Raw genomic sequence first — 25,791 nt, 5'->3', positions numbered from 1 at the left:
CGGCGGTCTGCCCGGCATCATATCGGCTTCTTCCTACGGACGTGGCCATTCCAGCCCGCCTCGGGCGATGGCCAAACGGAGCATCGCGCTTGAACGAGAATATCCTGTGGTTGCACGAACTGCGCCTGGCCGACCTGGCCCGCGTAGGCGGCAAGAATTCGTCGCTGGGCGAAATGATCGGCAATCTTGCCGGTCTGGGGGTTTCTGTCCCCGGCGGTTACGCAACCACCGCTGAAGCCTTCAAGGACTTCATCGCGCACAACGATCTGTCCAAGCGCATTTTCGATAGGCTGGCCACGCTGGACGTGGAAGATGTCGCCGCGCTCACCGCCGCCGGCAAGGAAATCCGCAGCTGGGTGATCGACGCGCCGCTGCAGCCGCAGCTGGACCAGGACATCCGCAGCGCCTACAGGCAGCTGTGCGATGAGAACGGCGGCGGCGACGTGGCCGTGGCCGTGCGCTCCTCGGCCACCGCCGAAGATCTGCCCGATGCCTCCTTCGCCGGCCAGCAGGAGACCTTCCTCAACGTGACCGGTGCCGACGACGTCGTGCACAAGGTCAAGGAAGTGTTCGCCTCGCTGTACAACGACCGCGCCATCGCCTACCGCGTCCACCACGGCTTCAAGCACGAAGACGTGTTCCTGTCCTCCGGCGTGCAGCTGATGGTGCGCTCGGGCGTCGGCTCGTCCGGCGTGCTGTTCACCCTGGATACCGAATCCGGTTTCCGCGACGTGGTGTTTGTCACCTCCAGCTTCGGTCTGGGCGAAATGGTCGTGCAGGGCGCGGTCAATCCCGACGAGTTCTACGTCTACAAGCCCACGCTCAACGCCGGCAAGCCGGCGATCCTGCGCCGTTCGCTCGGCAGCAAGGCGATCCGCATGGTGTATTCGGACGTCCCCGGTGAGCGCGTGCGCATCGAAGACACCCCGGTCGAGATCCGCAACACCTTCTCGATCAGCGACGAGGATGTGCAGGAACTGTCCAGGCAGGCACTGATCATCGAAAAGCACTACGGCCGCCCGATGGATATCGAGTGGGCCAAGGACGGCGTCAGCGGCAAGCTGTTCATCGTGCAGGCGCGTCCGGAAACGGTGAAGTCGCGTGGCCATGCCACCCAGATCGAACGGTTCACGCTGAACCAGAAGGACGGCAAGGTGCTGGCCGAAGGCCGCGCCGTGGGCGCCAAGATCGGCGCCGGGACCGCGCGCGTGGTCAAGTCGCTGGACGACATGGCGCGCGTGCAGCCCGGCGACGTGCTGATCGCCGACATGACCGACCCCGATTGGGAGCCGGTGATGAAGCGCGCCTCGGCCATCGTCACCAACCGTGGCGGCCGCACCTGCCACGCCGCGATCATCGCGCGTGAACTGGGCGTGCCGGCCGTGGTCGGCTCGGGCAACGCCACCCAGGTCATCGCCGATGGCCAGGAAGTCACCGTCAGCTGCGCTGAAGGCGATACCGGCTTCATCTACGAAGGCAAGCTCGACTTCGAGCGCACCACCACGGACCTGGGCAACATGCCGCCGGCGCCGCTGAAGATCATGATGAACGTGGCCAACCCGGAGCGTGCGTTCGACTTCGGCCAGCTGCCCAACGCCGGCATCGGCCTGGCCCGCCTGGAGATGATCATTGCCAGCCACATCGGCATCCATCCCAACGCGCTGCTGGAGTACGACCGCCAGGACGCGGCCACGAAGAAGAAGATCGACGAGAAGATCGCCGGTTATGCCGATCCGGTCAGCTTCTACGTCAACCGTCTGGCCGAAGGCATCGCCACCCTGACGGCATCGGTGGCACCGAATCCGGTGATCGTGCGTCTGTCGGACTTCAAGTCCAACGAGTACGCCAACCTGATCGGCGGCAGCAACTACGAGCCGCACGAAGAGAACCCGATGATCGGCGTCCGCGGCGCCAGCCGTTATGTCGACCCGAGCTTCTCGGCCGCCTTCGCCCTGGAATGCAAGGCCGTGCTGCGCGTGCGCAACGAGATGGGCCTGGACAACCTGTGGGTGATGATTCCGTTCGTGCGTACGCTGGAAGAAGGCCGCAAGGTCGTCCAGGTGCTGGAACAGAACGGCCTCAAGCAGGGCGAGAACGGCCTGAAGATCATCATGATGTGCGAAGTGCCGTCCAACGCACTGCTCGCCGATGAATTCCTGGACATCTTCGACGGCTTCTCGATCGGCTCCAACGACCTGACCCAGCTCACCCTGGGCCTGGATCGCGATTCCTCGATCGTCGCGCACCTGTTCGACGAGCGGAACCCGGCGGTGAAGAAGCTGCTGTCGATGGCGATCAAATCGGCACGCGCCAAGGGCAAGTACGTCGGCATCTGCGGCCAGGGCCCGTCGGATCATCCGGACCTGGCCGAATGGCTGATGCAGGAAGGCATCGAGTCGGTGTCGCTGAATCCGGACACCGTCGTCGACACCTGGCTGCGCCTGGCCAAGCTGAAAGCCAACGGCTGATCCAGCCGTTCCGGTAGACGACAGAACCCCGCGCAAGCGGGGTTCTGCTTTTATGGGCCAGGGGCACGCGATGCCGGACGTGAACGCAGCGCCGCTGACCCACGGTCGGCTCTACCGGTGAGGGGCCACGATCAGCCGACCGTTGGTCGGCTGCCGCGCGCACGCGCAGCGAACCACCGGTGGTTACGAATTGTCGGCCTGGCCGGCGAGCAACGCGTACGCGGCGCGGACCGTGTCGTACCCGTAGGTGCGCTCCAGCCGGCGCACGATGAAATGGCCGCGCGCCATGTCCTGGTAATAGTCGGTGAACATGGTGTTGAGCGTCGCCCCGGCCACGGCCCCGACGATCGGGACGGCCTGTGCGGCGAACTTCTCGGTCACCACCACACCGAAGCGCGCGGCAACCTTCTCCACGATCTTGGCCAGCCACTTGCCGGCTTCCTTCGGGGTCAGCCCGATCATCACCGGGGTGCCGCCCACGGCGCGCCCGGCCAACTCGGCCGACAGGTGGCGCATCACTTCCGCGGTAAACCCGCGGGTGATGTAGTAACCGGTCTCGCTGGCGTCGTCCTTGCCGGAGTTTCCCCCGAGCGCAAACACCTCCAGGCAGGCATGGCGCGTGGCCATGTCACGCAGGTCGAACCCTTCGCTGCGGGCCACATCGGCCACCGAGCGCATCATGATCGTGGTCGACACCGGCAACTCAATGAACAGTGTGGTGAAGCCGAAGGCCCCGCCGACCGCGCCGGAGGTCGCCGCCGCCAGCTTGTGCCAGCGCGTCGATGCGGCCTTGCCAGGCGTGTTGTCCATCGTCCACAGGGCGGCCTGCGCGGACTTGAACAGTGCCGCTTCGACCGCACCGTGGATGCGCCGGGACACCGACTGCGGCAGTTTCTTCACCGCGAACTCCAGCGGCGAGCCGATCAGGTTGGCCATCTTGGCGGTCAGCGTAGGCGACTCCAGCAGCACGACGGCGCGCTGCAGGTCGGCCCAGTCCTGCGACGTGGGCAGGATCTGCGTTTCCAGCGGGGGTGGCGTGCTGCGGACGAGGTCGTTCATGCCGCGGATCATAGCGCCGCAGGCTTGAACGGCGCGTTCATCACGCCTGCCCGGGCAACCCCGCCAGCGCGCCCATGAACTGGCGGTAGTGGCGCAGTTCGGCGATCGAGTCGTGCACGTCGCTCAGCGCGGTGTGGCTGGACGTCTTGCCGACCCCCGCAGCAATTGCCGGGGCCCAGCGCCGGGCCAGTTCCTTCACCGTGGACACGTCCAGGTTGCGGTAGTGGAAGTACTTTTCCAGGCGGGGCATCTCGCGGTGCAGGAAGCGACGGTCCTGGCAGATGGAATTGCCGCACATCGGCGAGGCGCCGGCCTTGATCCATTGCGCCAGGAAGTTCACCGTCTGCGCTTCCGCCTGGCCCAGCGTGACGGTGCTCTCGACCACCCGCTGCCACAAGCCGGAGCGACGGTGCTGGTTGCGGTTCCACTCGTCCATCGCTTCCAGCCGCTCCACCGGATGGTGGATGGCGAACTCGGGCCCTTCGGCCAGCACGTTCAACTGCGCGTCGGTCACGACCGTGGCGATCTCGATGATCGCATCGTTGTCGGTGTCCAGACCGGTCATTTCCAGGTCGATCCAGATCAGTCGTTCGCCTTCTGCGCCGTTGTCCGCCATGTCTACGCCTTGTGCTGGGGTCGTCGCGACAGCGCCGACCGGGGATGGAAAGGGCGCCATGATACCGCCATCGCGTCGACGCTCCGTCGCCGGCGCAGCCAGGAGGTCACTCCAGCAGCAGTGGCGGCTTGCCGCGCTTGGCGCGGAAGTAGTTGGTCAGGCGCGTGCTCGCCTCCTTGGCCAGCACGCCGCCGTGAACCTCCACGCGGTGGTTGTGCCGCGCGTCGCCGATGAGGTCGAACACGCTGCCGCAGGCACCGGTCTTCGGATCACTGGCGCCGTACACCAGCCGCGCCACGCGCGCATGCACAATCGCCATCGCGCACATCGCGCAGGGCTCCAGCGTGACGTACAACGTGCTGCCAAGCAGGCGATGGTTGCCGATCGCCCGGCCCGCGTGACGCATCGCCACGATCTCGGCATGCGCACTGGGATCGTGGTCGGCGATGTTGAGATTCCAGCCCTCACCCAGCACCTCGCCCTGCGCACCCACCAGCACCGCGCCGACGGGAATCTCGTCGAACTCGCGCTCGGCGCGGCCCGCCAGGACCAGGGCGTGCTGCATCCAGTGTTCGTCGCGGTCGTGGACCGGAACGCCCAGCGGCGGTGGCGGCGGCAGGCGCTCAACCACGGCGTTCGGCCTTGCGCAGGAAGGCCTCGAAGGCAGCCAGCGTAGCCTCGCTGACGTGATGCTCGATGCCCTCGGCATCGCGCCGCGCCGAATCGGCATCCACCCCCAGCGCCAGCAGGAAGCGCTCCACCGTCTGGTGGCGCGCCCGCATTTCAACTGCGAGCTGCTCGCCGGCCGGGGTCAGGAACACCCCCCGGTACGGCCGCTGTATCGCCCAGCCCTCCTTGACCAGCCGCTTGAGCGCCTTGGCCACCGTGGGCTGGGCGACGCCCAGGCGCGTGGCGATGTCCACCTGCCGCGCTTCGCGACCATCGGCGATGAGATCGGCAATCAGCTCCACGTAGTCTTCCACCAGCTCCGACCGGCGCGCCTCGCGCACCTGCACGAACCCTTCCACGTGCATGTGGGCATCGATCAGCGGGGACGGCGGTTTGCGGGTGGTCGGGGTCATGCAGGCTCCTGCGGGCGGCCGCGGGCAGAAGACGCTGGCGGCTGGAGGCGCAGTTTACCGCAGCCGTTCCGCATCCCCCTCACGGCTGGCTGCGGTGGCGGTCCACCGCGCCATAATGGACACCGCTCATCCACGCCCTCCGCCCATGTCCGACCTGCCTGCCCTGCCCACCCTGCCACTGGGCCATTACCGTCACTTCAAGGGCGGCAACTACGAGGTGCTCGGCATCGTCCGGCACAGCGAAACCCTCGAGCCGATGGTGCTGTACCGCCCCCTCGATGCCGACATCGGCGTCTGGGTCCGACCGTATGCGATGTTCATCGCCCAGGTCGACGTGGACGGACAGCCGCGCGCGCGATTCGCACGCGTCACGGACTGATTCCCGCGCGTTGCCCGCCGCGGCGCGCCTCAGGCGGCCACTGCAGGCAGCAGCGCACGCAGCCGCGCCAGCACCGTCTGCACGGCCGGGTCGGCGGAAGGCTCAAGCGCCTGCAACCGTGTGGCCAACGTACCCAGGACGTCGGCGACCGACGGCGCAGCCACGTTCGATGCGCCTTCGTCGAGATCCAGATGCGCGCCGATGGCCGCACCCATCACCTCGAAACAGGCGACCCCCGCCGCATCCAGGCGCGAGGGCAACGGATCCAGTGCGCACAGCGTGCCGAAGAAACTGCCGTCACGCCGTCGCACCGGTACCGAGATGTAACTCTCAAAGCCGTACATCGCCGGCGTGTGGTGCCGAGAGAATACCGGGTGCTCGCTGGCCTGGTTGAACTGCACCGTCATCTGGTGCTGCCGGATTTCATGGCAGATCGTGGTTTCGAGCACCAGATCCTGCCCCGGTGCGAGGCCGAAGCCCAGCAGGTCGTGCACCGCGCAGGTGGTCCAGCGGTCGCTGGTCACCCGCGCCACGGCAACGAAGCGCATCGCGGTGAGGTCGCTGGCCAGCGCCAGGATGGCCGGTACCGCCGGCATCGCCTGCAACTGCGCCACGTCGAGCATGCGCGGGTCGCTGGGCGGAGTGTCGTCGTTTCCTGCGCTCGGCCCCCAGTTGGACTCATCGACGAGGTTGTCCAGCACGGCGAGACGGCGATCAAGCACCTGCGCCGTCACCCGCTCGACCAGACCACGCACCGCCGCCGACAGACCGCGCGCATCGGTGATGGCGCCGACGAAGTGCAGCCCCTCGCCCACCAGACGGATCTGCTCGACGGCAAAGGTCTCGCGCAGGCCGCGGCCCGCCTCACGGTGGAAGGCAAGCATCCAATCGTCGGGCGGTACGCCGTCGAGGATCGCGGTGATGATGACCCGCGACCCGCCTGGCGCGTCCTGCTGGCCGGGCAGATCGAAACCGATCACTGTTGGAAAACGCGTGCCGGTAGTCATAGCCCCCCTGTCGGCGCGTCTGCGCGCCTGTCCACCATTGTCGCACGAATGCCGGAGATGCCCGTACCGTGCGGGCCCGGCGTCGGGTGTCGCCGCGTGAGGCGCAGGAAGCATCCATGCGCCGGTCGTTTCCGTGCCACACGCGATCGGTGACATCGGTGGGTCGGGGACGGAACGTCATGCGCTGCCCCGGCGCAGCCACGAACGGTTTCCCCGCGTGATACCTGCCGCACGACCTGCGACCCCGGAACGGCAGCCCTTCCATCGGCATCGCCATCGCCGCGCCCTGTCCTGCAGGCGGAAAGCTGCGTCCCGTATCGGCGGAGGACCGCCGGCCGTTGCCGCCCCGTTGACCCACGAACGCGGCGATCGCGGCCTGCGCGGCACTTTTGCCGGCTGCCGGCCGATATGGCCCGGTGCTGAACCGGGCGCCGCCGTCGTTCCTGACCGGGCTGGATGTTGCGGCGCAGCAGTACAATTACGGACCGTATCGCATTGCCTCCCGCTGCCCAATGAGCTCTCCCGCCCTTTCCCTCGCTGCGCGCCTGACCCCGCGCGAGCGCACCTTCATCCTGCTTGCGCTGTCGCTGGGCGGCTTTGCGATCGGTACCAGCGAGTTCGCGAGCATGGGCCTGATGCTGGAGATCAGCCGCGGGCTGTCGATCAGCGAAACGCAGGTCGGCCACCTGATCAGTGCGTACGCCATCGGCGTGGTGGTGGGCGCGCCGGTGCTGGCCTTCGCCGGTGCCGGATTTGCGCGACGCTCCCTGCTGCTGGCGCTGATGGGCTTCTATGCGGTGGGCAACCTGGCCAGCGCGCTGGCGCCCAACTACGGCACGATGCTGCTGGCGCGCTTTGTCGCCGGCCTGCCGCACGGCGCCTACTTCGGTGTGGCGATGCTGGTGGCAGCCGCGATCAGCCCGCCGTCCCAGCGTGGATCGGCGATGTCCAAGGTGCTGCTCGGCCTGTCGGTCGCGATCCTGGTGGGCAACCCGCTTACCACCTGGCTGGGCCAGATGCTCAGCTGGCGCACCGCGTTCGCGCTGGTCAGCGTGCTGGCCATCGCCACGGTGGCGATGATCGCCCGCTTCCTGCTGCCCGATCCGGACGAGCAGCGCACCTCGCCGATGCGCGAGCTGCGCGCCTTCAACCGCCCGCAGGTGTGGCTGGCGCTGGCGATCGGCTCCATCGGCTTTGCCGGCATGTTCTGCGTCTTCACCTACCTGGCGCCGACGCTGGTGCAGGTCACCGGCCTGGCCGAATCCTGGATGCCGGTCGCGGTGGGCATCTTCGGCATCGGCGCGATCATCGGCAACGTCGCCGGTGGCTGGCTCGTGGACCGGTTCCACTTCCGTGCAGCTGCCGTGGTGCTGGTGTGGTCGGTGATCGTGCTGCTGCTCTACCCGCTGGCGGCGCGCTCGGTGTGGAGCATCTTCCCGATGATCGTCGCGGTGGGCACGATGGGCGCGCTGGCAGCGGTGCTGCAGACCCGTCTGATGGACGTGGCCGGAGAAGCACAGACGCTGGCGGCCGCCTCCAACCATGCCGCCTTCAACACCGCCAACGCGCTGGGGCCGTGGTTTGGCGGCATGGCCATCGGTGCCGGCCTCAGTCCGGCCACCACCGGCTATGTCGGCGCTGCCACGGCGTTGGGCGGTCTGCTGCTGTGGGGCGTGGCAATGCTGGTCGAGCGCCAGTCACGCGCGCTCGCCGTGCCCTGCGAGCGCTGAGCGGCACGGCGATCAGGCGACCGGCCTGCTCCGCGCCTGATCGATCTGCGCCAGCAGTTGCCTGCGGTCCGTCACGCCCGGCATGACCCGCACCAGGTTCCGCAGCATGCGCAGGTCCTGCTGCCAGCCCAGCTGAGTGCTGAGCTGGTGCAGGGCCTTGGCTTCACCGCCTCCGCCGCGCACATGCGGCACCTTCAACAGGTGCGCGTCCAGGTGGGGCATGGCTTCCACCTGCATGCGCAGGCGCCGCACTTTGCGCCGCCAGCGGTGCAGCCGTTCCGGCTCCGGATGTCGATGGGCCCGACGCTCCGCCTTGCGCACGCGGTTGGCACTGCGCGCAAGGCCGGCCCGTATCTGCGACAGGGTGATCGCGGCCCAGGGCTGGGCATCCAGCAGCGCGCCGACCCGCCGGACCCGATCACGCCGGCGACCGAATGCCGGATCGCCGGCCAGCGCGCGCCGCAACCAGGCATCGCGACGCGCCTGCAGGCGCCCGATCACATACGGCCACGGCGCAGTGGGTGCGCGGGCGGCGAGCAGCGCCGCCGTCTCCACGGCCACGTGCGCGTCACGCAGTCCGGAAAGGCCATCCCCCAGCCGGCGCAGCATGGCATCGGCGTCACCCAGCGCAAGGTCGGTACGTTCCAGCAGCGCCAGCAACGCCCGCAGGCGCCGGATCGCCTTGCGTGCGGCGTGCACGGATTCATGCGCGTCCCCGCCCGGCGACAACGCCTGCTCGATATCGCGGCACGCCTGGCGGGCAAGCGCATGGGCAGCGCTTCCGGGAACAACCGACTGCATGGCACCCCACCGGAATCGTCACGGAACCGGCAGTGTAGCGGTCGATCCGCCCGCCGGATTCACGCCCGCCAGGCGGGGTGTGCCCCCGTGTCGGTACCGGGACCGCCCCGGTACCGATCAGGCCGTCGCCGGGGGCGACCGGTACTTGACCTTCATCGTCACCGTCCCGGACTTGCCCATCGTCAATTTGATGGGTACCTCCGGATGCGCCGACTTGATGTGCAGCCCTGCTTCTTCGCTGAGCGTGATCTCCATTTCGTCCACGTTGTTCTCGGCGCCCGCCTTGATCAGGTCCGCTGCGGATTGCGCCTGTACCTCCACGCTGGGCTTGAAGAACTTCCGTGCCAGCGCGGCCGCTGCCACCAGCGGCCCGAGCGGTGTCAATACGCTCAGCGCCATGCCGGCGGCGGCAATACCCGCAGCCGTGGTCAGGTCATACGATGGAGCGGATGCGTTGTCGGCCATGTTTCCCCCTTGTAAGGGGGCACTATATGAGCGCCTTGCGCGCCCAACAAGGCACCTGTTCGCGCTACGTCGGCCGGTACCAGGACCACACGTGCGGCGGCACACGCCCCTCCAGATCAATCCCCAGCGCCACGTGGGCATCCAGGGCGTCGCGCAGCAGCACCTGCGCGCGTACGGACAAGGCATCGCGCGCGACCGGTTCCTCCGGCAGCACCGCAGCCGACCAGTCGAACAACCCGTCGGCGCGCGCCAGCATCGCGGCGGCGAGCCAAGCGCGCAGCGGGTGGATCCGGTGACCGCCCTCGGCCAGCACCTGCACGGCGGGTCGCAGGAGATCGTTGGCACCCCGTACCCACTCGGTCCTGCCGCCGGCCTTGTCCTGCACGGTGAGCGGTGCCGGCGCGCGATGCGCCTTCAGCGGGCGGCGCAGCGCCAGCTCTACATCGCGCGCGTCGCGCTGGGTCTCGGTTTCAATCAACACGCCGGCGTCGAGATCGAAGAACTCGAACCAGCGATGGTGGAGCGCGCCGATGCGCGCCAGCGGATCGCGCGAGAACCCGATCTTGCCGTAGTCCTCCCACGCGCAGGGGAACACATAGGCGAAACAGCGCCCATCGAGCGCGATCGGGGCGTTCTGGTCCTGCATCGGTTTCATCATCGGTGGTTTGCTCCCGTTCTGGACCGCCGCCAGATTGACGGGACATCGACTCATGAGCTGCGAACGCAGCGCGAGCGCAACGTGACGACCGGCAGCTTGATACCCTGTCGACGCTCCGACGCGCATGCTGCGACCCAGGCCACCGAGGAGACCTCCAATGCGGAATCGGACCGTCGCGCAGCGGGGGCCGCATGATTGAGTGGACACCCCTGCCCCGCGCGTTCTACCAGCGTCACCCCACCGAGGTGGCACCGGACCTGCTCAACACGATACTGCTGCGCGACGACGGACGTGCCGGGCGCATCGTGGAAGTGGAGGCCTACGCCGGCGACCAGGATCCGGCCGCGCATTCGTTCCGCGGCATGACCCCGCGTACGCGCACGATGTTCGGGGAGGCCGGGCATCTGTATGTCTACTTCACCTATGGCATGCACTGGGGCGCCAATGCGGTCTGCGGCGACATCGGCCAGGGCTGGGGCGTACTGCTGCGGGCGCTGGCGCCGCTGGCGGGGATCGATCGGATGCGCCAGGCCCGGGTCGCCGCCCGGCGCGATCGTGACCTGGCCAGTGGGCCGGGTCGCCTGTCGCAGGCGCTGGGCATCACCGGCGCACTGGACGGCACCGATCTGACCGACAGCGCCGGGCCCATCCGGATCGTCAGCGATGGCATGCCGCCGCCCTCGCAGCCTGGTGTCGGCCCGCGCATCGGCATCCGCCGCGCCACGACGTTCCCCTGGCGCTGGCATGTTCCCGGCAATGACCATGTGTCCGGCCGCCGGCGTCCGATTTGACGACCGGTGCGACAGATCCACGCGCGTATTGCCGGGTCGCGCTACAGGACCGGGTAAACTGACGTCTTCTTTCACGGTGGATCACGATGGGCCCGTTCGACCGCACTGCCCGTCTTCGTTGGCAAGCCGCGTCGCTGCTCGCTGCAGCGCCCGTGGCCGCCTTCGCGACAGGCGGCTCGCCGGCCTCGCCGGCCGCCACAGCGTCCTTGGCCTCGCGCACGGCCTTGGTGCAGGCGCTGCACGCGCGGTTGCTGGCGGGACACAGCGCGACCAGCACGCTGGAGACCTGGTGCGCCGAACAGGGCCTCGCCGACACGGCGAAGGTACGGGCGGTGCGCGTTGAGGGTGTCGTGCGCGATGCACCGCCCGAAGTGCGCGAAGCGCTGCAGGTCGAAGCCGATGTGCCGCTGCGCTACCGCCGTGTGCGCCTGGTCTGCGGCACCCGCGTGCTGTCCGAAGCGGACAACTGGTATGTCCCCGACCTGCTCACGTCCGCCATGAATGCCACGCTGGATGGCAGCGACGAACCATTTGGACGCGTGGTGAAGCCGCTTGGCTTCCAGCGCCAGACGCTGGGTGATGCCACCTGCTGGCCCGACTGCGGCGAAGGCCCGCAGGCCACTGTGCTGGAGGTGCGCGCCGTGCTGCGCGACCACCGGCAGCGTCCTTTCAGTTACGTGATTGAACGCTACCTGCAGGGCGTTTTGCCCTGATTTCTGGTGGGCAACCTTACCCGTGCCGGAGTGCCTTCGTCGGCACCAGCACCGCCCCCGCCCCCCTCACTTCCCGCTCCAGCGCGCGCAGGAATCCACTGAACCCCTGCGGCGCTTTCGACACCCGGCGTGCGCTGGTGGCCACCACGGGCCGTGCCAGCCAGGCGATGGTCGCGCCGGTGTTGCCGAGCATGTGGATGAGCGCAACGTCCTCGCCGGTGCGCAGCGGCGCGAACCCGCCGGCTGCCGTGTAGGCGGTGGCGCGCATGCCCAGGTTGGCGCCGTGGATATGCGCGTGTCCGTCCCTGGCCAGCTCGCGGCAGGCGAAGGCCCTGCGCACGGCATCGGGATAGTCCAGCCAGTCCACCACGTCCACCACGCCGCAGAACACATCCGCGCCGCAGCGGGTCTGCTGCCAGAGCCAATCCGCAGGCACGACCGAATCGGCGTCGGTACTGGCGATCCAGCGCGCGCCGTGGGAGAGCGCCACGGTCGCTGCCGCCGCCCGTGCCGCGCCGACGCAGCGGGCGTCCACCACCACCGTTGCAACCCCCTGGTCGGCGCAGATCGAGGCGGTGTCGTCGCTGCAGTCATCCAGTGCCACCACCGTGAGCACCGCCTCGCCGCGCAGGCCAGGGTGGGCGGCCGCAAGCCGGACCGAGGCCAGGCAACGTGCAATGACCGGCGCCTCGTTGTGTGCCGGTACGATCACGGCGATCACCGCAGCCCCTCCCACGCAGCAACGCTGGTGGCGCGTGCACTCCACCCCTGCAGCAGCAGATCGGCGTCCTGATAGGTAAACGCTTCCACCAGGTGTTCCGAGAGCGCGCCGTGCACGTCTTCGGTGATGCTGCGTGCCGCGTCGAACGGTGGCCGCCAGTGGCAGGCCAGCAACAGGCCATCGTCGGTGAGGCTGTGGCGCAGCTGCCGCGCCATCTGCTGCAGCGCCGATGACGGCAGGTAGTAGCCGACTTCGCTGACCACGATCAGGTCGAAGCGGCCGGAAGGCCAGTCCTGCGGATGGGTGGCCCGCTCCAGGCGCACCTGCGGCCATGCCCGCGTCGATACCGCCGCGTCGGCCAGCGCATCGGCACTGATGTCTGTCCCCAGCAGCGCGTCGCACCGCGCCGCCAGCGCTGCCGTAAGCACGCCGTTGGAGCAGCCCAGCTCCCACGCACAGGCGTATCGCCTTCGCGGCAGGCAGGCCAGCGTAAGCGCGCGCTTGCGGGCCTCGTACCACCGGCTGCGGTAGTGGAACGGGTCCGGCTGCTGGTACAACGCATCGAAATACGCCGCCGTGCTCATCCGATCAACACCTCGAAAGGACGGCGGAAGCGCGCCGTGACGTGTTCGGGAAGAATGGGTGCACAGGCCAGTCCGTCAACGGCGCCGGTCTGGGTGGCGAACGCGTCCAACGCGCGCTGCTTGCGGCGCAGCAAGGTGGCGCTGAGCGGAATGCGGGCGGCTGCCGACCACGGCGCCGTCATCGCGTGCGGGTCGAGCCAGTGCCACGCCCAGACCGGGTACTGCAGCACGTTGACGGCACGGGATGCTGCTGCCGCCAGCGCGGCCCGTCCGGTCGCGTCATGGTCCGGATGTGCATCGTGGATCCACGGCGCCACCAGCAGATCGCCAGCCACAAGGTGCGCGGCCAGCGCCGCGGCCAGGTCCGCCTCATGTGTGGCAACAGCCCCGTCGGGTAGCGCCAGCGTGGTGACATGCGTGGCATCCATGCCCAGCAGCCGCATGGCATCGGCCAGCTCACGCCGGCGTGCATCGCGGAGTCGCGCGGCGGGCCACAAGGGCTGGTCGGTATAGCAGGCCTCGCCATCGGTGACCGACACCACGTGCACATCGATGTCCTGGTCCAGCGCCGCCTGCATCAGGCCGCCGCAACCAAGCACTTCATCGTCCGGATGGGGCGACACCACCACCAGCCGGCGTATGTCGGCCAGGACCGCGCCGGCCTCCCTGTCGGGCAGCGCGCGCAGCCAGCCGCTGCGGTCCCAGTCGACCTCGCGGTTGCCCGGCCCGCTGATGGGCACGGTCACAGTGTCCACGGTCCCTCCTGGGCGTGGACGGCTCGCCCCAGTTCGGCCCAGTCACGATCGCCGTGGCTTTGTCGAATGAAGACCGTCAGGTCGCTCCAGCGCGCGGCGTGCCCGGCCTCCAGGCACATCGGTGCCGGTCCGAGCGCGCGGCCCACCGCATCCAGCACCTGTACGCAGGTACGCTCCACCACGCTGCGCACACGGATCACATCGGCCTGGTGCGGCTGGGAAGGCATGGCATCGATCCATGTCGCCAGCTCACGCAGCAGCGCCGCTGACGCCTGCAGGCCCATGTCGACCCGACCGAGCAGCGCGGCGATCTGCGCATCGCCGCTCACACGCGGCGAGCGCTGCAGCGGTGCAGCCAGCGCCACCGCCGCGCCGTACCAGCACGCCGCGATGCCCGCGCCACCGTGCCAGAAGCCCGGCCGGGACAGGTACGTGCCCGGTTTGCCGACCGGCTCGGCGGGGACGGCGGCGAACTGCACGGTACCGCTGGGAATGCCGCCCATGCCGGTTGCGTGCCAGGTCAGCGGTTGCGGGTGCATGCCTTTCGCATCGGCGCGCACGCGGACCAGCTGCGTGCCTTCTTGGCAGCGCGCCGTCACCAGCGCCTCATCCACCAAGCCGGCACCGGAGCACCACGGCTTGCTGCCACTGACGGTGCCCGTGGCGGGATCGAACGACAACGTCGCCTGCGGCCCTTCGGCAGCCCACACCGCCGCCAGCGTGCCTTCCGTCAACGGCGGCGCGTGCAGGTCGGCCAGAATCGCCTGCGCGTCGTAGTGGGCCTCCATCACCTTGGCCACGCACAGATCGCGCGCAGCAATGGCCCCCAGGGCGCGCCAGCGCTCCAGCGTGTGGCCGCGCCCGGGCAGCGGCAGCGACGGTTGGCGCGCGAGCACGTCGCGGGCATCAGCCTCCAGCGCGGGGGCTGCGTGTCCAGCGCGCCGATCCATGTCAACAGGGGCAGTCGCGATGGCGGGGGCCTGCATGGTCGAACACCGTTGAGGGTGGAGCGTCCATAGATACCGGCGCGTGCGTGGCAGATCAGTGACCGGTATGTGCGCGTCGCGTGTTTGGCCCCTCGGGTGCCGTACGGTTCATGAACGCTGGCACACGGCCGGTCATTCCCGCAGTCCATCTATCGAAACAAGCGTGCACACAAGGCCTGCTCTATCATGGAGCCCGATAGAGGCCCGCTCTGGGCCAGTACCCCACGCACGCAGGCAGTATCAAGGATGGCAATCGATTGGCGCCCCTCTGGTTGGGGCAGGCTTCTGACTCGATCCCCGCATTGGTGGCTTCGCCTGGACGGCGACCACGTCGAGCTCAGCATCGATGGGCAGCGTCACCGGGAGTTCCTCACGGATGCGCATCGGGTGCAGGTGATGCCGGGTGTGCTCTGGTCGCGCGTGGCCGTGGAGCGCGATGCGGGCCCCTGGCTGTCCGTCGATGGCCTGCCGAACGCCCACGGTGTCCAGCTCGCCTCGGCCATCGACGTAGTGCTTCACGAACGCCGCAGGCGTGAGCGCAAAGCGCTGTTCGACACGGTGCTGGGCCAGATCCTCACCTGGTTGGGCGCTGCCCGCGCCCTGATCGACGCGGGCGACCGCGGCCGTCGGTGGATTACCCACGAAGAGCAGGCCGCCCTCCTTGACGCCCGGCCCGTCCTGCCCGTGGCCGCGCCGGATCTGGAACCGCTGTTCCTCGACGCGGAGATACACGGCGACCTGCAGTCCCCACCCCATCAGCGCGCCTTGTCTGCCCTGCACGACTGGACACTGGACTGGCCGGCGGTGATCGCCCACGCCAACGAGGGCATGACCACCCGCGAACTGGTCCTGGCCAAAGACCTCCTGGACAAGGTCGAAAGCCAGCCGCTCACCGAAGAGCAGGCCCGTGCGGTGATCTGCTTTGACAACCGGGTACAGGTCGTCGCATCGGCCGGCTCGGGAAAGACGTCCACGATGGTCGCCAAGGCCGCCTATGCGATTGACCGCGGTTTCGTCGCGCCCGAACGGATCGTCATGCTGGCGTTCAACAAGGATGCCGCCAACGAACTGCAGGAACGTGCGCAGCGCTCCTTCGCCCGTCTGGGCATGGCCGACACCGTGGTCGAAGCCCGCACATTCCATGCACTGGGCCTGGCCATCATTGCCAAGGCCACCGGTCGCAAGCCGGACATTCCCGCCTGGGCCGTCGACGCCGCGCAGGGCTTTCACAAGCTCACCGAGCTGGTGGACGACCTCAAGGACCGCTCCACCCGTTTCCGCACCCAGTGGGACATGTTCCGGCTGGTGTTCGGCCGCGACCTTCCGCCGTTGGGCGAGGACATGCTGGCCGATGGCTACGACCGCGAAGGCAAGCCCTACATCCGCACGCTGCAGGGCGAGCGGGTCAAGAGCATGGAAGAGTGCGTCATTGCCGACTGGCTGTTCTACAACGGCGTGAGCTACGAGTACGAACGTCCGTACGAGTTCGATACCGCCACCGACGCCCACCGCCAGTACCGGCCGGACTTCTACTATCCCGACGCCGCCCTGTATCACGAGCATTTCGCGCTGGATGCCAATGGCCAACCGCCCCGGCACTTCGCCGGTTACATGGACGGCATGGTCTGGAAACGCGAGGAACATGCCCGGCGCGGTACCGCACTGGCCGAAACCACGTCCTTCGGGCTTCGCAGTGGCCATGCCCTGGACTACCTTACCGACCGGCTCAGCGCCTCCCGCGTGGCGCTTGACCCCAATCCGGATCGCGAGCTGCCCGACGACGGCGCCAAGCCGATGCCCGATTCGGATCTGATTGGCCTGATGCGCACGTTCATCGCCCATGCCAAGAGCAACTGCCTGTCGCTCGATGACATGGCCGCCCGCCTGCAGCAGATGCCCGAGGACCACTTCAAGGAACGCCACCGCCGCTTCCTGGAGATCGCCGGCCCGGTAATGCAAGCGTGGGACAACGCCCTGACCGACGAGAAAAGCATCGACTTCGAGGACATGCTGAACATGGCGGCCAGCCTGCTGGAGCAGGACCGGTATGCGTCGCCCTACGACCTGGTGATGGCCGACGAGTTCCAGGACGCGTCCCGCGCACGTGCCCGCCTCTGCCGCGCGCTGGTGAAGCAGCCCGGCAGGTTCCTGTTTGCGGTCGGCGACGACTGGCAGTCGATCAACCGCTTCGCCGGCGCCGACGTCTCGGTCATGACCGGCTTCCGCGACTGGATGGGGCAAGGCCAGGTGCTCAAACTCGAGCAGACCTTCCGCTGCCCGCAAGCCCTGTGCGACATCTCAAGCCGCTTCATCGGCAGGAATCCAGCCCAGATCGACAAGGTCGTCCGCTCGGTTACCCCGGCGCACGGGCCGGTACTGCTGGCCTTCCAGCTCGCCAAGCGCGACGAGGTGCCTGACGGGGTGCGGCAGTACCTGGCGGCTCTGCACCAGCAGTTGCTCGCCGGCGAGATTCCCCGCGGTCGAAACGGCCGCGTCTCGGTGTTCGTGCTCGGCCGCTACCGGTCCGACCGCAGCGTCGTGCCTGCCGATTGGAAGAGCGCCTTCGGCAGCACGATGGACATCGAGTTTCTCACCGCCCATCGCTCCAAGGGCAGGGAAGCCGAATACGTGATCCTGCCGGGCATGGTCAACCGTGGCTTCCCCAGCCTGCGTTCGGACGATCCGGTGCTGTCGCTGGCGATGCCCACCGGCGACACCTACCCGCTGAGCGAAGAGCGCCGACTGTTCTATGTCGCCCTCACCCGCGCCCGGCGCACCGTTGCGCTGTTCACGCTGTTGGGAAAGAACTCACCCTTCCTGGACGAACTGGTCAAGGACGGCGCCGTCAAAATCACCGGCGTCACCGGCATTCCCGTCACGGAAGAGCGCTGCCCGGTGTGCAAGGTCGGCGTATTCGTGGACCGGACCGGGCCGCACGGGCCGTTCAAGTCCTGCTCCAGTTATCCGGCGTGTCACAACAAGCCGACGTCAATGCGGCGGCGGTGATGAGCAAGGGATAAGCGCTACAAAGATCTTGGTCCCTCGCGGAAGAGACGCCCGCATCTTTCCCTCCATCACGCCCTTCTTAAGGTCAAACCAAGGATCCATGTAGCCGCCCGGCACCTTGAGCAGGTAGTGGTAGTCACGGTATCGAACCGGGCTGTGGATGCACACAATGCTCCCTTCGGGAGGCGGGCTTGGTGGATGCCAATCGGCGATCACCTTGACGCCCTGCTTGAACAGCGCATTGGCAATCTCGTCGATCTCAAAACCCCGGGGCCGAGCGCCCACCGGCTTACCCTTTTCCTTCTCGAGCCAGCGCTTGGCGCGCGCGTATGGAACGGCCATCAACGACGCCACACACGCTGCGGCGCAACCCCATGTGTGTTCCTGAGAAACTTCGCCATACTTCTGCATTGACGCTCCAAACGCACTCTTATGTGGCAGCCGTCGGAAAGGTCCACAGCACCGTCATCACACCGGGCTAGATCGGATCGAGAGAGCTCTGCGGGAACACTGACACGACACGCCAGCCTGTTGCGTAGCGTTGGGAAACGGTGACAGAGCCGGCTGCCTTGCAGCGGAATACCGTGGCGTCATCGAATGGTTTCATCACGCCCGCCGGCGTGGTCTGGGCTTCAGCCAAGCAGACTTCGCCCTGACCGGCCCACGCAGTACTGGAAGCTGCGAGCAGAGCACCGGCCAACCAGATACCGTTGAGATTCATGTGACGTTCCCCGTAAGCCACCATCCTGGCGGCCATCCAAATCTAGCGCATCCGTATCGGGGCCGCCAGCGTGTCGCCCGAAGGATTTGCACACCAACGTCTTGATCCCACGAACGCTATCCGTGATACCCAGAGATGGGATGGAAACGCCTACAGCAGGAGCTCGGATTCAAGGTCATCCAGAAGGCCGTGAACCTCTTTAATGGTCGGGCGCCCTTTCAATCGACTCTCGACGTCTCTCATGGCTTTATCATCATAGTCCAAATCACTTGCAATCCTCTTGATTCTTTCATCGAAATCAACGAGATGCGCGATCTCGACTACCCGCCCCGCGCCTTTCGCCTCCTCTTGGCTGCGAAGCGCCAAACATGCGTAGAGCGCTTCGACATAGTCGATGAACTTGGCGGGAAACAACGGCACGTGATCTGGCTTGTGACCATCAAGCAGATGGCCGAATGGAGCGTCGTACGCGACCTCTTTGGAGTCGACAATTTTTGTGTGAGCAAAGCTATCTGCAAACGCGTGAATCACCACGCCGATCTTCCAGTCCTCGATGCCATTCTTGAGCATCTGAGCAACATATCTCGCCAAACCAGCCCTTCGCTTTGCCACGTCCGATCCGTGCAGCGAATGAAGCACTCTCATGATCTGCCGCGGGCGGTCGCCGTTGAACCACTCAATTGCGTTGTGCGTTGCCTTCAGGTCGTCGAACTCATCAGGCAGCTGTGATCCCCATGCGAGTTCAAGCGCAGAGTTGACGCGCCAACCTGCCAAGCGGGCCACAACAAATGTCGTATATCTATGTCCGTCTTCGTTGTACTGAATCTGCATTACGGCCATGCGCTTTCTCCCTGTCGTGAGATACACACTGCCAAGTGGGCTGCCGGTTTCAGCAGCCCGCCCCGTCGTACTAATTGAGCGCGAACGTGACCGGCACGCTCACCCGTCCTGCCATGCCAACCCCGTTCTCCTGCGCCGGGTTGAACCGCCATTTCCGCGCGGCTTCCATTGCCGCCCTGTCCAGGTCACGGTTGCCCGACGTTTTTGCGATGGCCACGCTGGTGACCGCGCCGTCGGCGGAGACATCCACGGTCAGCGTCACTTGGCCTTCTATCCCGGCACGGAACGCGGCAGGCGGATACCGCGGGGGATTCATGCTCTTGGACGTCGCGTCCACCGTGGCTTCACTGCGGGACCGGGTCGGCTGGGATGCCTCCTCGGCGGAAGGAGAGGCCGATGCCGCCGGCGCGGAGGCCGTCGCAGGCGCCTGGGCCGGCTCGCCCCGGTCTCGCCGCATCTGCGCGCGGGCCTCGGCGACCACGTCCGACGGACACCCCTTCTGCGCCGCTTCTTTTGCCGCCTTGCCAAGGAACTCGCACGCGCTCTGGTCGCCCTTGCCGCCCATGCAATAGTCGTTGGCCAGCAACGACGATTTGGCAAGCGACAGGCATTCCTCGTGAAGCGCCTCTGCCGGCGTCCTCGTGGTCACGGCACACCCTTCCATGACCTTGTTGGCCACCCAGCCGGCGATATCGCGGCAGGCAGCAAAGTTGCCCGACTTGCAGTTGGAACGCGCCTCTTCCTCGCCCTTCGCAATCACTTCGCACGTGCCACCGGCCGCGGCCGGCGCCTCCTGCGGCGGCTCGCCGGCCACCTCGGCAACATCTGCGGCCGCACTGGCGGCGATGCCGCTGGCAGGCGCCTCTTGCTCGAGCGGCGCACCGGATTCGATCATGTCCGCCAGAAGAATGTGATTGAGCCTGCCACCCACAGTGGCGATACCGAAGCCGCACACCGGCACGCCGCGCGTACCGAACATGGGCGACTCCCTGCCACCGGTCACCAGCTGACCCTCGGCGATGCGCCGGTTGATGACGGCGCTGCTGTTCGGCGACCACACCTCGTAGGCCGATGCGCCGACGTTGACCGTGCCCACCGAAAGGCTGTCGCCATTTACCCGGACGGTACGGCCAAACTGCGTTGCGACGCCGTCGAAGAACACCGCCTCGCCGGCCTTCAGCGGCCCGGGTTCGCTGGCGAGATCACGTCGGCCCACCGATGCGTCCAGCGCACCGGAGGTGGTCGCGCTGACGAAGTGGATCTTCATCTCCAGGCAGGTCTTGCTGGCACCGTCGTTGGCGTTGGGATACGCCTCCAGGTACGCATCCAGATGCTGCTCGATCGCGGCGAGGTCCGGATTCTCTTCAAGCCCCTTCTTCTGCGCGCACCCGACAGCCAGCATTGCAACAGCGAAAACAACCACATTCCGCATGGACCGCATGAAACCCCCTGTTGTACTGATGACCAACGCTCATGTGCGCGCCAATCATCCACATCGCATTGCAGCGCAATGCTTCCTTTGAACCCTCCAACGCACGCATGTCCTCTGGGCTCGAGACGGCCCCACGGGTCCATGAATGCCCCTCCCGCACTACGTCGTCCTTACGGGCAGAGGATTCTACTTCGGAATGTTCACGTTGCTGACGGCCCCCTGTGCAACCGCCGACGTACGCCATCCCCGGCTGGCGGCGCTGGACATGCGTCACCCGTCATGGCCACGCCACCCACGCCCCCGGCTGCACTGGCTGGACAGTCAGGGTGCTCGTTCTGGCCTGCACGCCCAGCGTGCGCAGCGGCGCCTCCACTTCCTGGTACTCCGCAATGCCCGAGATGCCGTAGTGGATGGGCACGATGGACCGCGCGCCAAGGACGGTGGCGGCAGCAATGGCCTGTTCGGGGGTAAGCACGCCCGGCTGTCCGCTGACCGGTTTGCGCCAGCCGAACCGGGCACCGTTGATCGGCAGAAAGGCCATGTCGAAAGGACCCAACTGTCGCGCGATCTTCCACCAGTGCCCGTGCCACATCGTGTCACCGCCGTGGAAGATCCGTCGCCCGCCCGCCGACACCACCCACGACACCTGCGGGTCGCCGTAGCCGTCCGACGCGGGTACTGCGGTGGCGGTGAAGTCGCCCAGCAACTGCGGCTCCCACAGCGTTGCAGGACGCGCCCGGGCTTTCGGGGGAATCGGGAGCGGATGGGTTCCGGCGGGATGGATCACGCTGCCCCCCGCGTGCAGCGCCTGCGCCACGGCACCCGCATCGAAATGGTCCGAGTGCACATGGGTGAGCAGGACGCTGGTCTCCCCGACCGCATCCGCGACCGGGATCAACACGTCCGGCAGCGCCGCGCCCCACTCGGCGGCATTGGTCAACGGATCGATGAACAGGGTCGAGCCGGGGAGCTGGAGACGGATGCCTGCCCAAGCCAGCCGCTGGATGCGCAGGCCGCCCTGTGTCGGCACCTGCGCGGCAGCGAGCGATGCGGGCAGCAGCAGCGCCGTCGCTCCGGCCGCACAGCCGGACAGGAAGGCCCGTCGCCCCACCCGGACACCGCCCGATGCAGGCGCGCTCATGCGACCTCCGTCGGACGCGCCAGATAGGTATCCAGCTCGAAAATGCCCTGGGCCTCGATCGCCTCCAGATTGCGCTGGTGCCAGATCCGCTCGAAGTCGGTGGGTTCAACGCCCGGCGCGAGGCACGCGTCCATCGGGATGGCCGCAATCCTCTCTCCCAGCGGCCCCGCGTCTGCCTGCGCGCGCAGGGTTACCACGGTGCGCCGTAGGTGCTCCAGATAGTGCAGCGCGTTATCGAGCACCGTGGCATCGAACGCGCCGATGTGTCCGCCGACCACGGTGCCGCGCCCAAACTGCCTGGCCCGCCCAATCGCCGTCCGGATCTGTGCCGGGTCCGCCTTGGAGAGATAGACGATATTGCCCACGATGTTGTCGCCGACGCAGACCAGATCGGCGGTGGGGACATCCACGCTGAGGTGGTCCAGGGTCTTGCCCGGGTTATGCAGCAGGCGAAGCTCATGGCGACCCCAGCCGATGCGCATCGCGCTGTCGAACACCACCTGCGGCTCACGGTAGAACGCATCCACGCGGCGGTTCTGCGACAGGAAGGTGTGGCGATAGTTGCGATGCGCCACCGTCATCGCCTCGGGAAACACGGTGAGCCCGGCGATGTGATCGCTCATGAAATGGGTGAAGACCATCATGCGTACGGTCTTCCCCATCTGCCGGCACAGCAGATCGCGCAACCGCCGGGCATCCGCCGCACTGCCCAGGGCGTCGACCAGCAACACGTCGCTCCCGTAGAAGAACACGGTCGCGACGGACGCATGTTCGTCGCCTACGCATAGCGAGACGTCCGGACCCAATGGTGTCAGATGCACGGCGGCTTCCCTTGAGGTGGAGGCCGCCATGATTGCCAGCAGCCCCGAGGCTGACAAACGACATGATTTGACCTTCAGGTTAGAAAACCTAACCTGATAGGATCGATCATCGGTGGTGGTTGGAGCCCTGGATGAAACCGCGTCACGCCCCTCCTCTCAACGCCCTGCGCGCATTTGAAACCGCTGCACGTTGCCTGAGCTTCCAGAAGGCCGCGGCCCGGCTTTTTGTCACGCCGGCGGCCGTGAGCCATCAGGTCAAACGGCTCGAGGACCATCTGGGCATCGCGTTGTTCGAGCGCGGCCATCGGACCGTCACGCTGACCAGCGAAGGCGCCGCCCTCGCCACCTCGCTGAGCGATATCTTCGAGATGCTGGACCTCGCTCTGGACCGCGCTTCGCCTGCAGCCACCGCCGACCTGCGCGTCAGCACGATGGAGTCCTTTGCCGCCAAATGGCTGGCTCCGCGGCTGCCCCGCTTTCACGCCCGTCACCCTGATATCCAGGTGCGGATCGTCACCTCCGACCAGTTGGCGGACCTCGGCCGCGACGGTATCGATATCGCCCTCCGCTATGGTCCCGGAGCCGGTTACGGCAACCCGGCCGACCTGCTGATGGAGGCACCGGTGTTCCCCGTCTGCGCGCCAGGGACCCTGCGTGCCGACGGCCTGCCTCTGACCTCGCCCGCCGATCTCGCCCACGTCACCCTGATCCATGACCAGAGCGCGGAGGGCCGGCCGGGTGTGCCCGACTGGGCCGCGTGGCTGGCGTTCGCCGGCGTGCCGGCGGTGCGTGCGGATACCGGCCCGGTGTACCCCAGCATCTACCTGGCCCAGGAAGCGGCCCTCCACGGGCACGGCGTGGCATTGGGCGTGGGACCGCTGGTGGAGGAAGACCTCCGCGCAGGACGGTTGATCCGCCCCTTCGAAGCGCAGCTGCCCAACGCGTATGCCTTCTGGACGGTCTGTCCGGCTGCGGGGCGGAAGGTGGAAGCGACGGATGCGTTTCGACGGTGGTTGGAGGTGGAGAGCAGGGCATCGCGCTCTCTTGATGATCGACCAACCTAGTATTTGCACGAGGCCATCAGTTGTTGCAGAAGCAGGCTACATGCCTGCCTATGAGGCCACAGTGTTGTTCTGCCTCGGTTGAATCGCCAAGCGTTGCAACTCGTTGCATGTCGCTCCTGTCCGTCAGCCCCTATCTTTTCCCGTCAACTCTCGACGGTTCCGAGCCCAGAATGTTGTGGGATTGCGTTCGTGAGGTCGCGGGCGCGCCCTGGTTGACTTCTGCCGGGAAGGGCTGGCTGTGCGGGATTCCGGAGATATCGCAGGAACGCGACTCAGCGCCCCTTCAGACGTGAGTTACAGATGATCGTGAGAAAGTACGATGACATTGACTGGCACACCGGCGGAGACTTTCCAGCCGACCTCAATGCTTCCCATGCCCGCACCCATATCGCCCTCTTCCTGGAGTGGGCCATCCGTCGCGGGCATGAAAGCGACACGCTTCGCTCCTTGCATCCTGATGCGCTGCATTCAATTCGCCAAGGAAAGCTGAGCGGAAAGGACCTGCTTGCCCAATGCTGCGATGACAAGCTTACGAGCGACGACTTGTCAGAAACGGGAAATGGCTTCGCGCAGGCGTACTACGAAGCATCCTACCTGGAGGATTACGTGGATCTTTCTGACGATGATCTGCCGACCCTTTACCACGAACCCTACGACCAGAAAAAAGCACGAGACATATGCGAAAAGCTCGATGCGCGATTTCACCAATGGTCGAAACAACTCGACCATGAATGACGTTTCGCTGGGCGTGGTGGCGCTCACCCTCGTCCCGCCCTTATGTCAACGTGGAGTTCCGCCACTGTTCCGCGCGAGAGTCGCGTCACGCGACCAGCCAGACTACGGCTGACATCTTCGAAGTAGTTGCATGGTCGACACAGACGGTCTTTGCCAGGATTTCCGGTTTCATCCTGGCGTCGGGGCTGCACACGCCCGCCACGCCCGTCTCCCCCATCCGAGCACTACATGCCTATTTCCATCAAACACTTGCTGCGCTCAGCGCTGCTTCTTCTGCAGGCCACCGTTGCCCTTGGGTGCGCCAAGCCGCCCCACCCCGCGCAGCTTGTACCTGGAACGTCCGTCAGTCTGGCTCCCCCGTCGGGATTCTCGCCCGCCTCCACCTTCACTGGCTTCATGAGTGAGGATGGCCGGGCAAGCATTCTGGTCGCCGAGTTGCCCGCCCACGCCAGCGAGGCAGTGGCAACGCTGTTCGTCGATGAACAAACCGCCCGTCGTCAGTTCGCCACGCGCGGCGTCCTGGTCAAGCATCTGGAGTCGCTTGACGTCGAGGGGCGCGCGGTTCCCGTCGCGATCGGCACCCAGAACGCTCATGGGCAGACGTTCAACAAGTGGATTGCGCTGTTCCCCGGTTTTCCTACGGTAATGATCACGGTCCAGGCACCCACGGATCACGCAATGAAGCACAAGTCCGCAATGATGACCCTGACCTCCGTCAAGGTGAGCCCGCCGGCGTCCCTGGAGGAGCAACTTGCAGCCCTCCCCTTCACCGTGACGCCGGAACCGCCGTTCCGGATTGTCGATACGCTGGCAGGCGCCTCGGCCGTCCTGACCGCGGGCGAACTGGATACCGACCCGGAGGGTCGCCAACCTCTGCTGATCGTCGCGTCCCAACTGTCACTCCCCTTCGGTTCGGATGACCTTGCAGACGTCTCCGATCAACTGATCGCCGGCACACGCGAGATCCAGCACGGTACGGTTGTGTCGAGGCACGATGTCATGTTCGCAGGCATCGCCGGACATCGCGTCAGCGGCCACATGCCTGATGGCGGCACGTTCCACCACTATCTGGCGCTCTGGCCGGGCCAGCGCTTCGTTCGCCTGGCCGCCATTCTGCCTGCGGGGAGCAGCCATGATGTGCAGGACGCTGTCACCGCTGTGGCCGCTTCGATCCGATTCCGGGAGTGAGTTCCGCCCGAACTGTCCGTGCTGAAAG

The 25,791-nt window shown here is 66.8% G+C and carries 27 protein-coding genes; 9 read left to right on the top strand and 18 right to left on the bottom strand.

Features of this window, described 5'->3' with window-relative positions; all coding sequences use genetic code 11:
* Window positions 1-89: 89 nt before the first annotated feature.
* Complete coding sequence (gene ppsA, locus ACPEH8_RS16350; protein ID WP_423667502.1) at window positions 90-2,468, top strand: phosphoenolpyruvate synthase; 2,379 nt, start codon at window positions 90-92, stop codon at window positions 2,466-2,468.
* Window positions 2,469-2,651: 183 nt separating this feature from the next.
* Here the strand turns inward: ppsA and ACPEH8_RS16345 are convergent, their stop codons facing one another.
* The 4 genes from ACPEH8_RS16345 to mntR all read right to left on the bottom strand — a co-directional run bounded on the left by ACPEH8_RS16345 (window position 2,652) and on the right by mntR (window position 5,225).
* Window positions 2,652-3,527, bottom strand: coding sequence for an EcsC family protein (locus ACPEH8_RS16345; protein WP_423667499.1), 876 nt, complete (start codon window positions 3,525-3,527; stop codon window positions 2,652-2,654).
* A 40-nt stretch (window positions 3,528-3,567) separates the two neighbouring features.
* Window positions 3,568-4,143, bottom strand: a complete 576-nt coding sequence (orn, locus tag ACPEH8_RS16340; RefSeq protein ID WP_017356907.1) for an oligoribonuclease — start codon at window positions 4,141-4,143, stop codon at window positions 3,568-3,570.
* A 106-nt stretch (window positions 4,144-4,249) separates the two neighbouring features.
* The gene (tadA, locus tag ACPEH8_RS16335) at window positions 4,250-4,774 is read right to left on the bottom strand and encodes a tRNA adenosine(34) deaminase TadA (RefSeq protein WP_017356908.1); all 525 of its coding nucleotides are present in this window, start codon (window positions 4,772-4,774) and stop codon (window positions 4,250-4,252) included.
* Window positions 4,767-5,225, bottom strand: a complete 459-nt coding sequence (mntR, locus tag ACPEH8_RS16330) for a manganese-binding transcriptional regulator MntR (RefSeq protein WP_017356909.1) — start codon at window positions 5,223-5,225, stop codon at window positions 4,767-4,769. Before mntR ends, tadA begins: the two co-directional genes overlap by 8 nt.
* Before the next feature lie 145 nt (window positions 5,226-5,370).
* On the opposite strand from mntR, the gene ACPEH8_RS16325 reads away from it, so the two are divergent.
* Window positions 5,371-5,604, top strand: coding sequence for a DUF1653 domain-containing protein (locus tag ACPEH8_RS16325; protein ID WP_017356910.1), 234 nt, complete (start codon window positions 5,371-5,373; stop codon window positions 5,602-5,604).
* Between the two features lie 29 nt (window positions 5,605-5,633).
* Here ACPEH8_RS16325 and ACPEH8_RS16320 read toward each other — a convergent pair whose 3' ends face one another.
* Window positions 5,634-6,611 carry a GAF domain-containing protein gene (locus ACPEH8_RS16320; RefSeq protein WP_423667496.1) on the bottom strand — a complete coding sequence of 326 codons (978 nt, stop codon included), beginning with the start codon at window positions 6,609-6,611 and terminating at the stop codon, window positions 5,634-5,636.
* Window positions 6,612-7,123: 512 nt separating this feature from the next.
* On the opposite strand from ACPEH8_RS16320, the gene ACPEH8_RS16315 reads away from it, so the two are divergent.
* On the top strand, window positions 7,124-8,341 hold the full coding sequence (locus ACPEH8_RS16315; protein ID WP_026070905.1) for an MFS transporter: 1,218 nt from the start codon (window positions 7,124-7,126) through the stop codon (window positions 8,339-8,341).
* A 12-nt stretch (window positions 8,342-8,353) separates the two neighbouring features.
* On the opposite strand, the gene ACPEH8_RS16310 is transcribed toward ACPEH8_RS16315, so the two are convergent.
* The 3 genes from ACPEH8_RS16310 to ACPEH8_RS16300 form a co-directional block, all read right to left on the bottom strand.
* Window positions 8,354-9,142 (bottom strand): CHAD domain-containing protein, encoded by a 789-nt coding sequence (locus ACPEH8_RS16310; RefSeq protein ID WP_262072228.1) that lies wholly within the window; start codon window positions 9,140-9,142, stop codon window positions 8,354-8,356.
* 117 nt (window positions 9,143-9,259) lie between these two features.
* A complete protein-coding gene (locus ACPEH8_RS16305) occupies window positions 9,260-9,607 on the bottom strand; it encodes a hypothetical protein (RefSeq protein ID WP_287255081.1) in 348 nt (115 codons plus the stop codon).
* Between the two features lie 64 nt (window positions 9,608-9,671).
* The gene (locus tag ACPEH8_RS16300) at window positions 9,672-10,265 is read right to left on the bottom strand and encodes a GIY-YIG nuclease family protein (RefSeq protein ID WP_423667493.1); all 594 of its coding nucleotides are present in this window, start codon (window positions 10,263-10,265) and stop codon (window positions 9,672-9,674) included.
* A gap of 191 nt (window positions 10,266-10,456) precedes the next feature.
* Between ACPEH8_RS16300 and ACPEH8_RS16295 the strand changes: the two genes are divergently transcribed.
* Entirely contained in the window at window positions 10,457-11,056 is a 600-nt protein-coding gene (locus ACPEH8_RS16295; RefSeq protein ID WP_423667490.1) for a DNA-3-methyladenine glycosylase, read from the top strand.
* An 86-nt stretch (window positions 11,057-11,142) separates the two neighbouring features.
* A complete protein-coding gene (locus ACPEH8_RS16290; RefSeq protein WP_017357647.1) occupies window positions 11,143-11,769 on the top strand; it encodes a hypothetical protein in 627 nt (208 codons plus the stop codon).
* A gap of 16 nt (window positions 11,770-11,785) precedes the next feature.
* Here the strand turns inward: ACPEH8_RS16290 and ACPEH8_RS16285 are convergent, their stop codons facing one another.
* The 4 genes from ACPEH8_RS16285 to ACPEH8_RS16270 are packed head-to-tail and all read right to left on the bottom strand — an operon-like array spanning window position 11,786 to window position 14,725.
* Entirely contained in the window at window positions 11,786-12,490 is a 705-nt protein-coding gene (locus ACPEH8_RS16285) for a glycosyltransferase (RefSeq protein WP_423667487.1), read from the bottom strand.
* The gene (locus ACPEH8_RS16280; protein WP_423667484.1) at window positions 12,487-13,074 is read right to left on the bottom strand and encodes a class I SAM-dependent DNA methyltransferase; all 588 of its coding nucleotides are present in this window, start codon (window positions 13,072-13,074) and stop codon (window positions 12,487-12,489) included. The genes ACPEH8_RS16285 and ACPEH8_RS16280 overlap by 4 nt, the downstream gene beginning before the upstream one ends.
* Window positions 13,071-13,829 carry a PIG-L family deacetylase gene (locus ACPEH8_RS16275; protein WP_313217874.1) on the bottom strand — a complete coding sequence of 253 codons (759 nt, stop codon included), beginning with the start codon at window positions 13,827-13,829 and terminating at the stop codon, window positions 13,071-13,073. The genes ACPEH8_RS16280 and ACPEH8_RS16275 overlap by 4 nt, the downstream gene beginning before the upstream one ends.
* A complete protein-coding gene (locus ACPEH8_RS16270) occupies window positions 13,817-14,725 on the bottom strand; it encodes an acyl-CoA dehydrogenase (protein WP_423667480.1) in 909 nt (302 codons plus the stop codon). The genes ACPEH8_RS16275 and ACPEH8_RS16270 overlap by 13 nt, the downstream gene beginning before the upstream one ends.
* A gap of 342 nt (window positions 14,726-15,067) precedes the next feature.
* Here ACPEH8_RS16270 and ACPEH8_RS16265 point away from each other — a divergent pair, with 342 nt between their 5' ends.
* Window positions 15,068-17,821, top strand: coding sequence for a UvrD-helicase domain-containing protein (locus ACPEH8_RS16265; protein WP_423667543.1), 2,754 nt, complete (start codon window positions 15,068-15,070; stop codon window positions 17,819-17,821).
* On the opposite strand, the gene ACPEH8_RS16260 is transcribed toward ACPEH8_RS16265, so the two are convergent.
* From ACPEH8_RS16260 to ACPEH8_RS16235, 6 genes are all read right to left on the bottom strand, one after another.
* Window positions 17,804-18,232, bottom strand: a complete 429-nt coding sequence (locus ACPEH8_RS16260; RefSeq protein WP_166473116.1) for a hypothetical protein — start codon at window positions 18,230-18,232, stop codon at window positions 17,804-17,806. The two genes, ACPEH8_RS16265 and ACPEH8_RS16260, sit on opposite strands and share 18 nt — an antisense overlap.
* A gap of 67 nt (window positions 18,233-18,299) precedes the next feature.
* Window positions 18,300-18,542, bottom strand: coding sequence for a hypothetical protein (locus ACPEH8_RS16255; protein WP_423667477.1), 243 nt, complete (start codon window positions 18,540-18,542; stop codon window positions 18,300-18,302).
* Between the two features lie 150 nt (window positions 18,543-18,692).
* Entirely contained in the window at window positions 18,693-19,382 is a 690-nt protein-coding gene (locus tag ACPEH8_RS16250) for a hypothetical protein (RefSeq protein WP_166473118.1), read from the bottom strand.
* A 70-nt stretch (window positions 19,383-19,452) separates the two neighbouring features.
* Window positions 19,453-20,814, bottom strand: a complete 1,362-nt coding sequence (locus ACPEH8_RS16245; protein ID WP_423667475.1) for an energy transducer TonB — start codon at window positions 20,812-20,814, stop codon at window positions 19,453-19,455.
* A gap of 277 nt (window positions 20,815-21,091) precedes the next feature.
* Window positions 21,092-21,955 carry an MBL fold metallo-hydrolase gene (locus tag ACPEH8_RS16240; protein ID WP_136005396.1) on the bottom strand — a complete coding sequence of 288 codons (864 nt, stop codon included), beginning with the start codon at window positions 21,953-21,955 and terminating at the stop codon, window positions 21,092-21,094.
* Complete coding sequence (locus ACPEH8_RS16235) at window positions 21,952-22,806, bottom strand: MBL fold metallo-hydrolase (RefSeq protein ID WP_423667472.1); 855 nt, start codon at window positions 22,804-22,806, stop codon at window positions 21,952-21,954. The genes ACPEH8_RS16240 and ACPEH8_RS16235 overlap by 4 nt, the downstream gene beginning before the upstream one ends.
* 101 nt (window positions 22,807-22,907) lie before the next feature.
* Between ACPEH8_RS16235 and gcvA the strand changes: the two genes are divergently transcribed.
* The 3 genes from gcvA (at window position 22,908) to ACPEH8_RS16220 (ending at window position 25,763) form a co-directional block, all read left to right on the top strand.
* Window positions 22,908-23,840, top strand: coding sequence for a transcriptional regulator GcvA (gcvA, locus tag ACPEH8_RS16230; protein WP_136005399.1), 933 nt, complete (start codon window positions 22,908-22,910; stop codon window positions 23,838-23,840).
* Window positions 23,841-24,140: 300 nt separating this feature from the next.
* Window positions 24,141-24,575 (top strand): hypothetical protein, encoded by a 435-nt coding sequence (locus tag ACPEH8_RS16225; RefSeq protein WP_136005401.1) that lies wholly within the window; start codon window positions 24,141-24,143, stop codon window positions 24,573-24,575.
* Window positions 24,576-24,803: 228 nt separating this feature from the next.
* Complete coding sequence (locus ACPEH8_RS16220) at window positions 24,804-25,763, top strand: hypothetical protein (protein ID WP_423667469.1); 960 nt, start codon at window positions 24,804-24,806, stop codon at window positions 25,761-25,763.
* Window positions 25,764-25,791: the final 28 nt, after the last annotated feature.

Origin of the sequence: Stenotrophomonas sp. NPDC077461, from assembly GCF_049545475.1 — a bacterium.
GTDB classification, from domain to species: domain Bacteria; phylum Pseudomonadota; class Gammaproteobacteria; order Xanthomonadales; family Xanthomonadaceae; genus Stenotrophomonas; species Stenotrophomonas nematodicola.
This window is presented reverse-complemented; position numbering and strand designations above follow the sequence as displayed.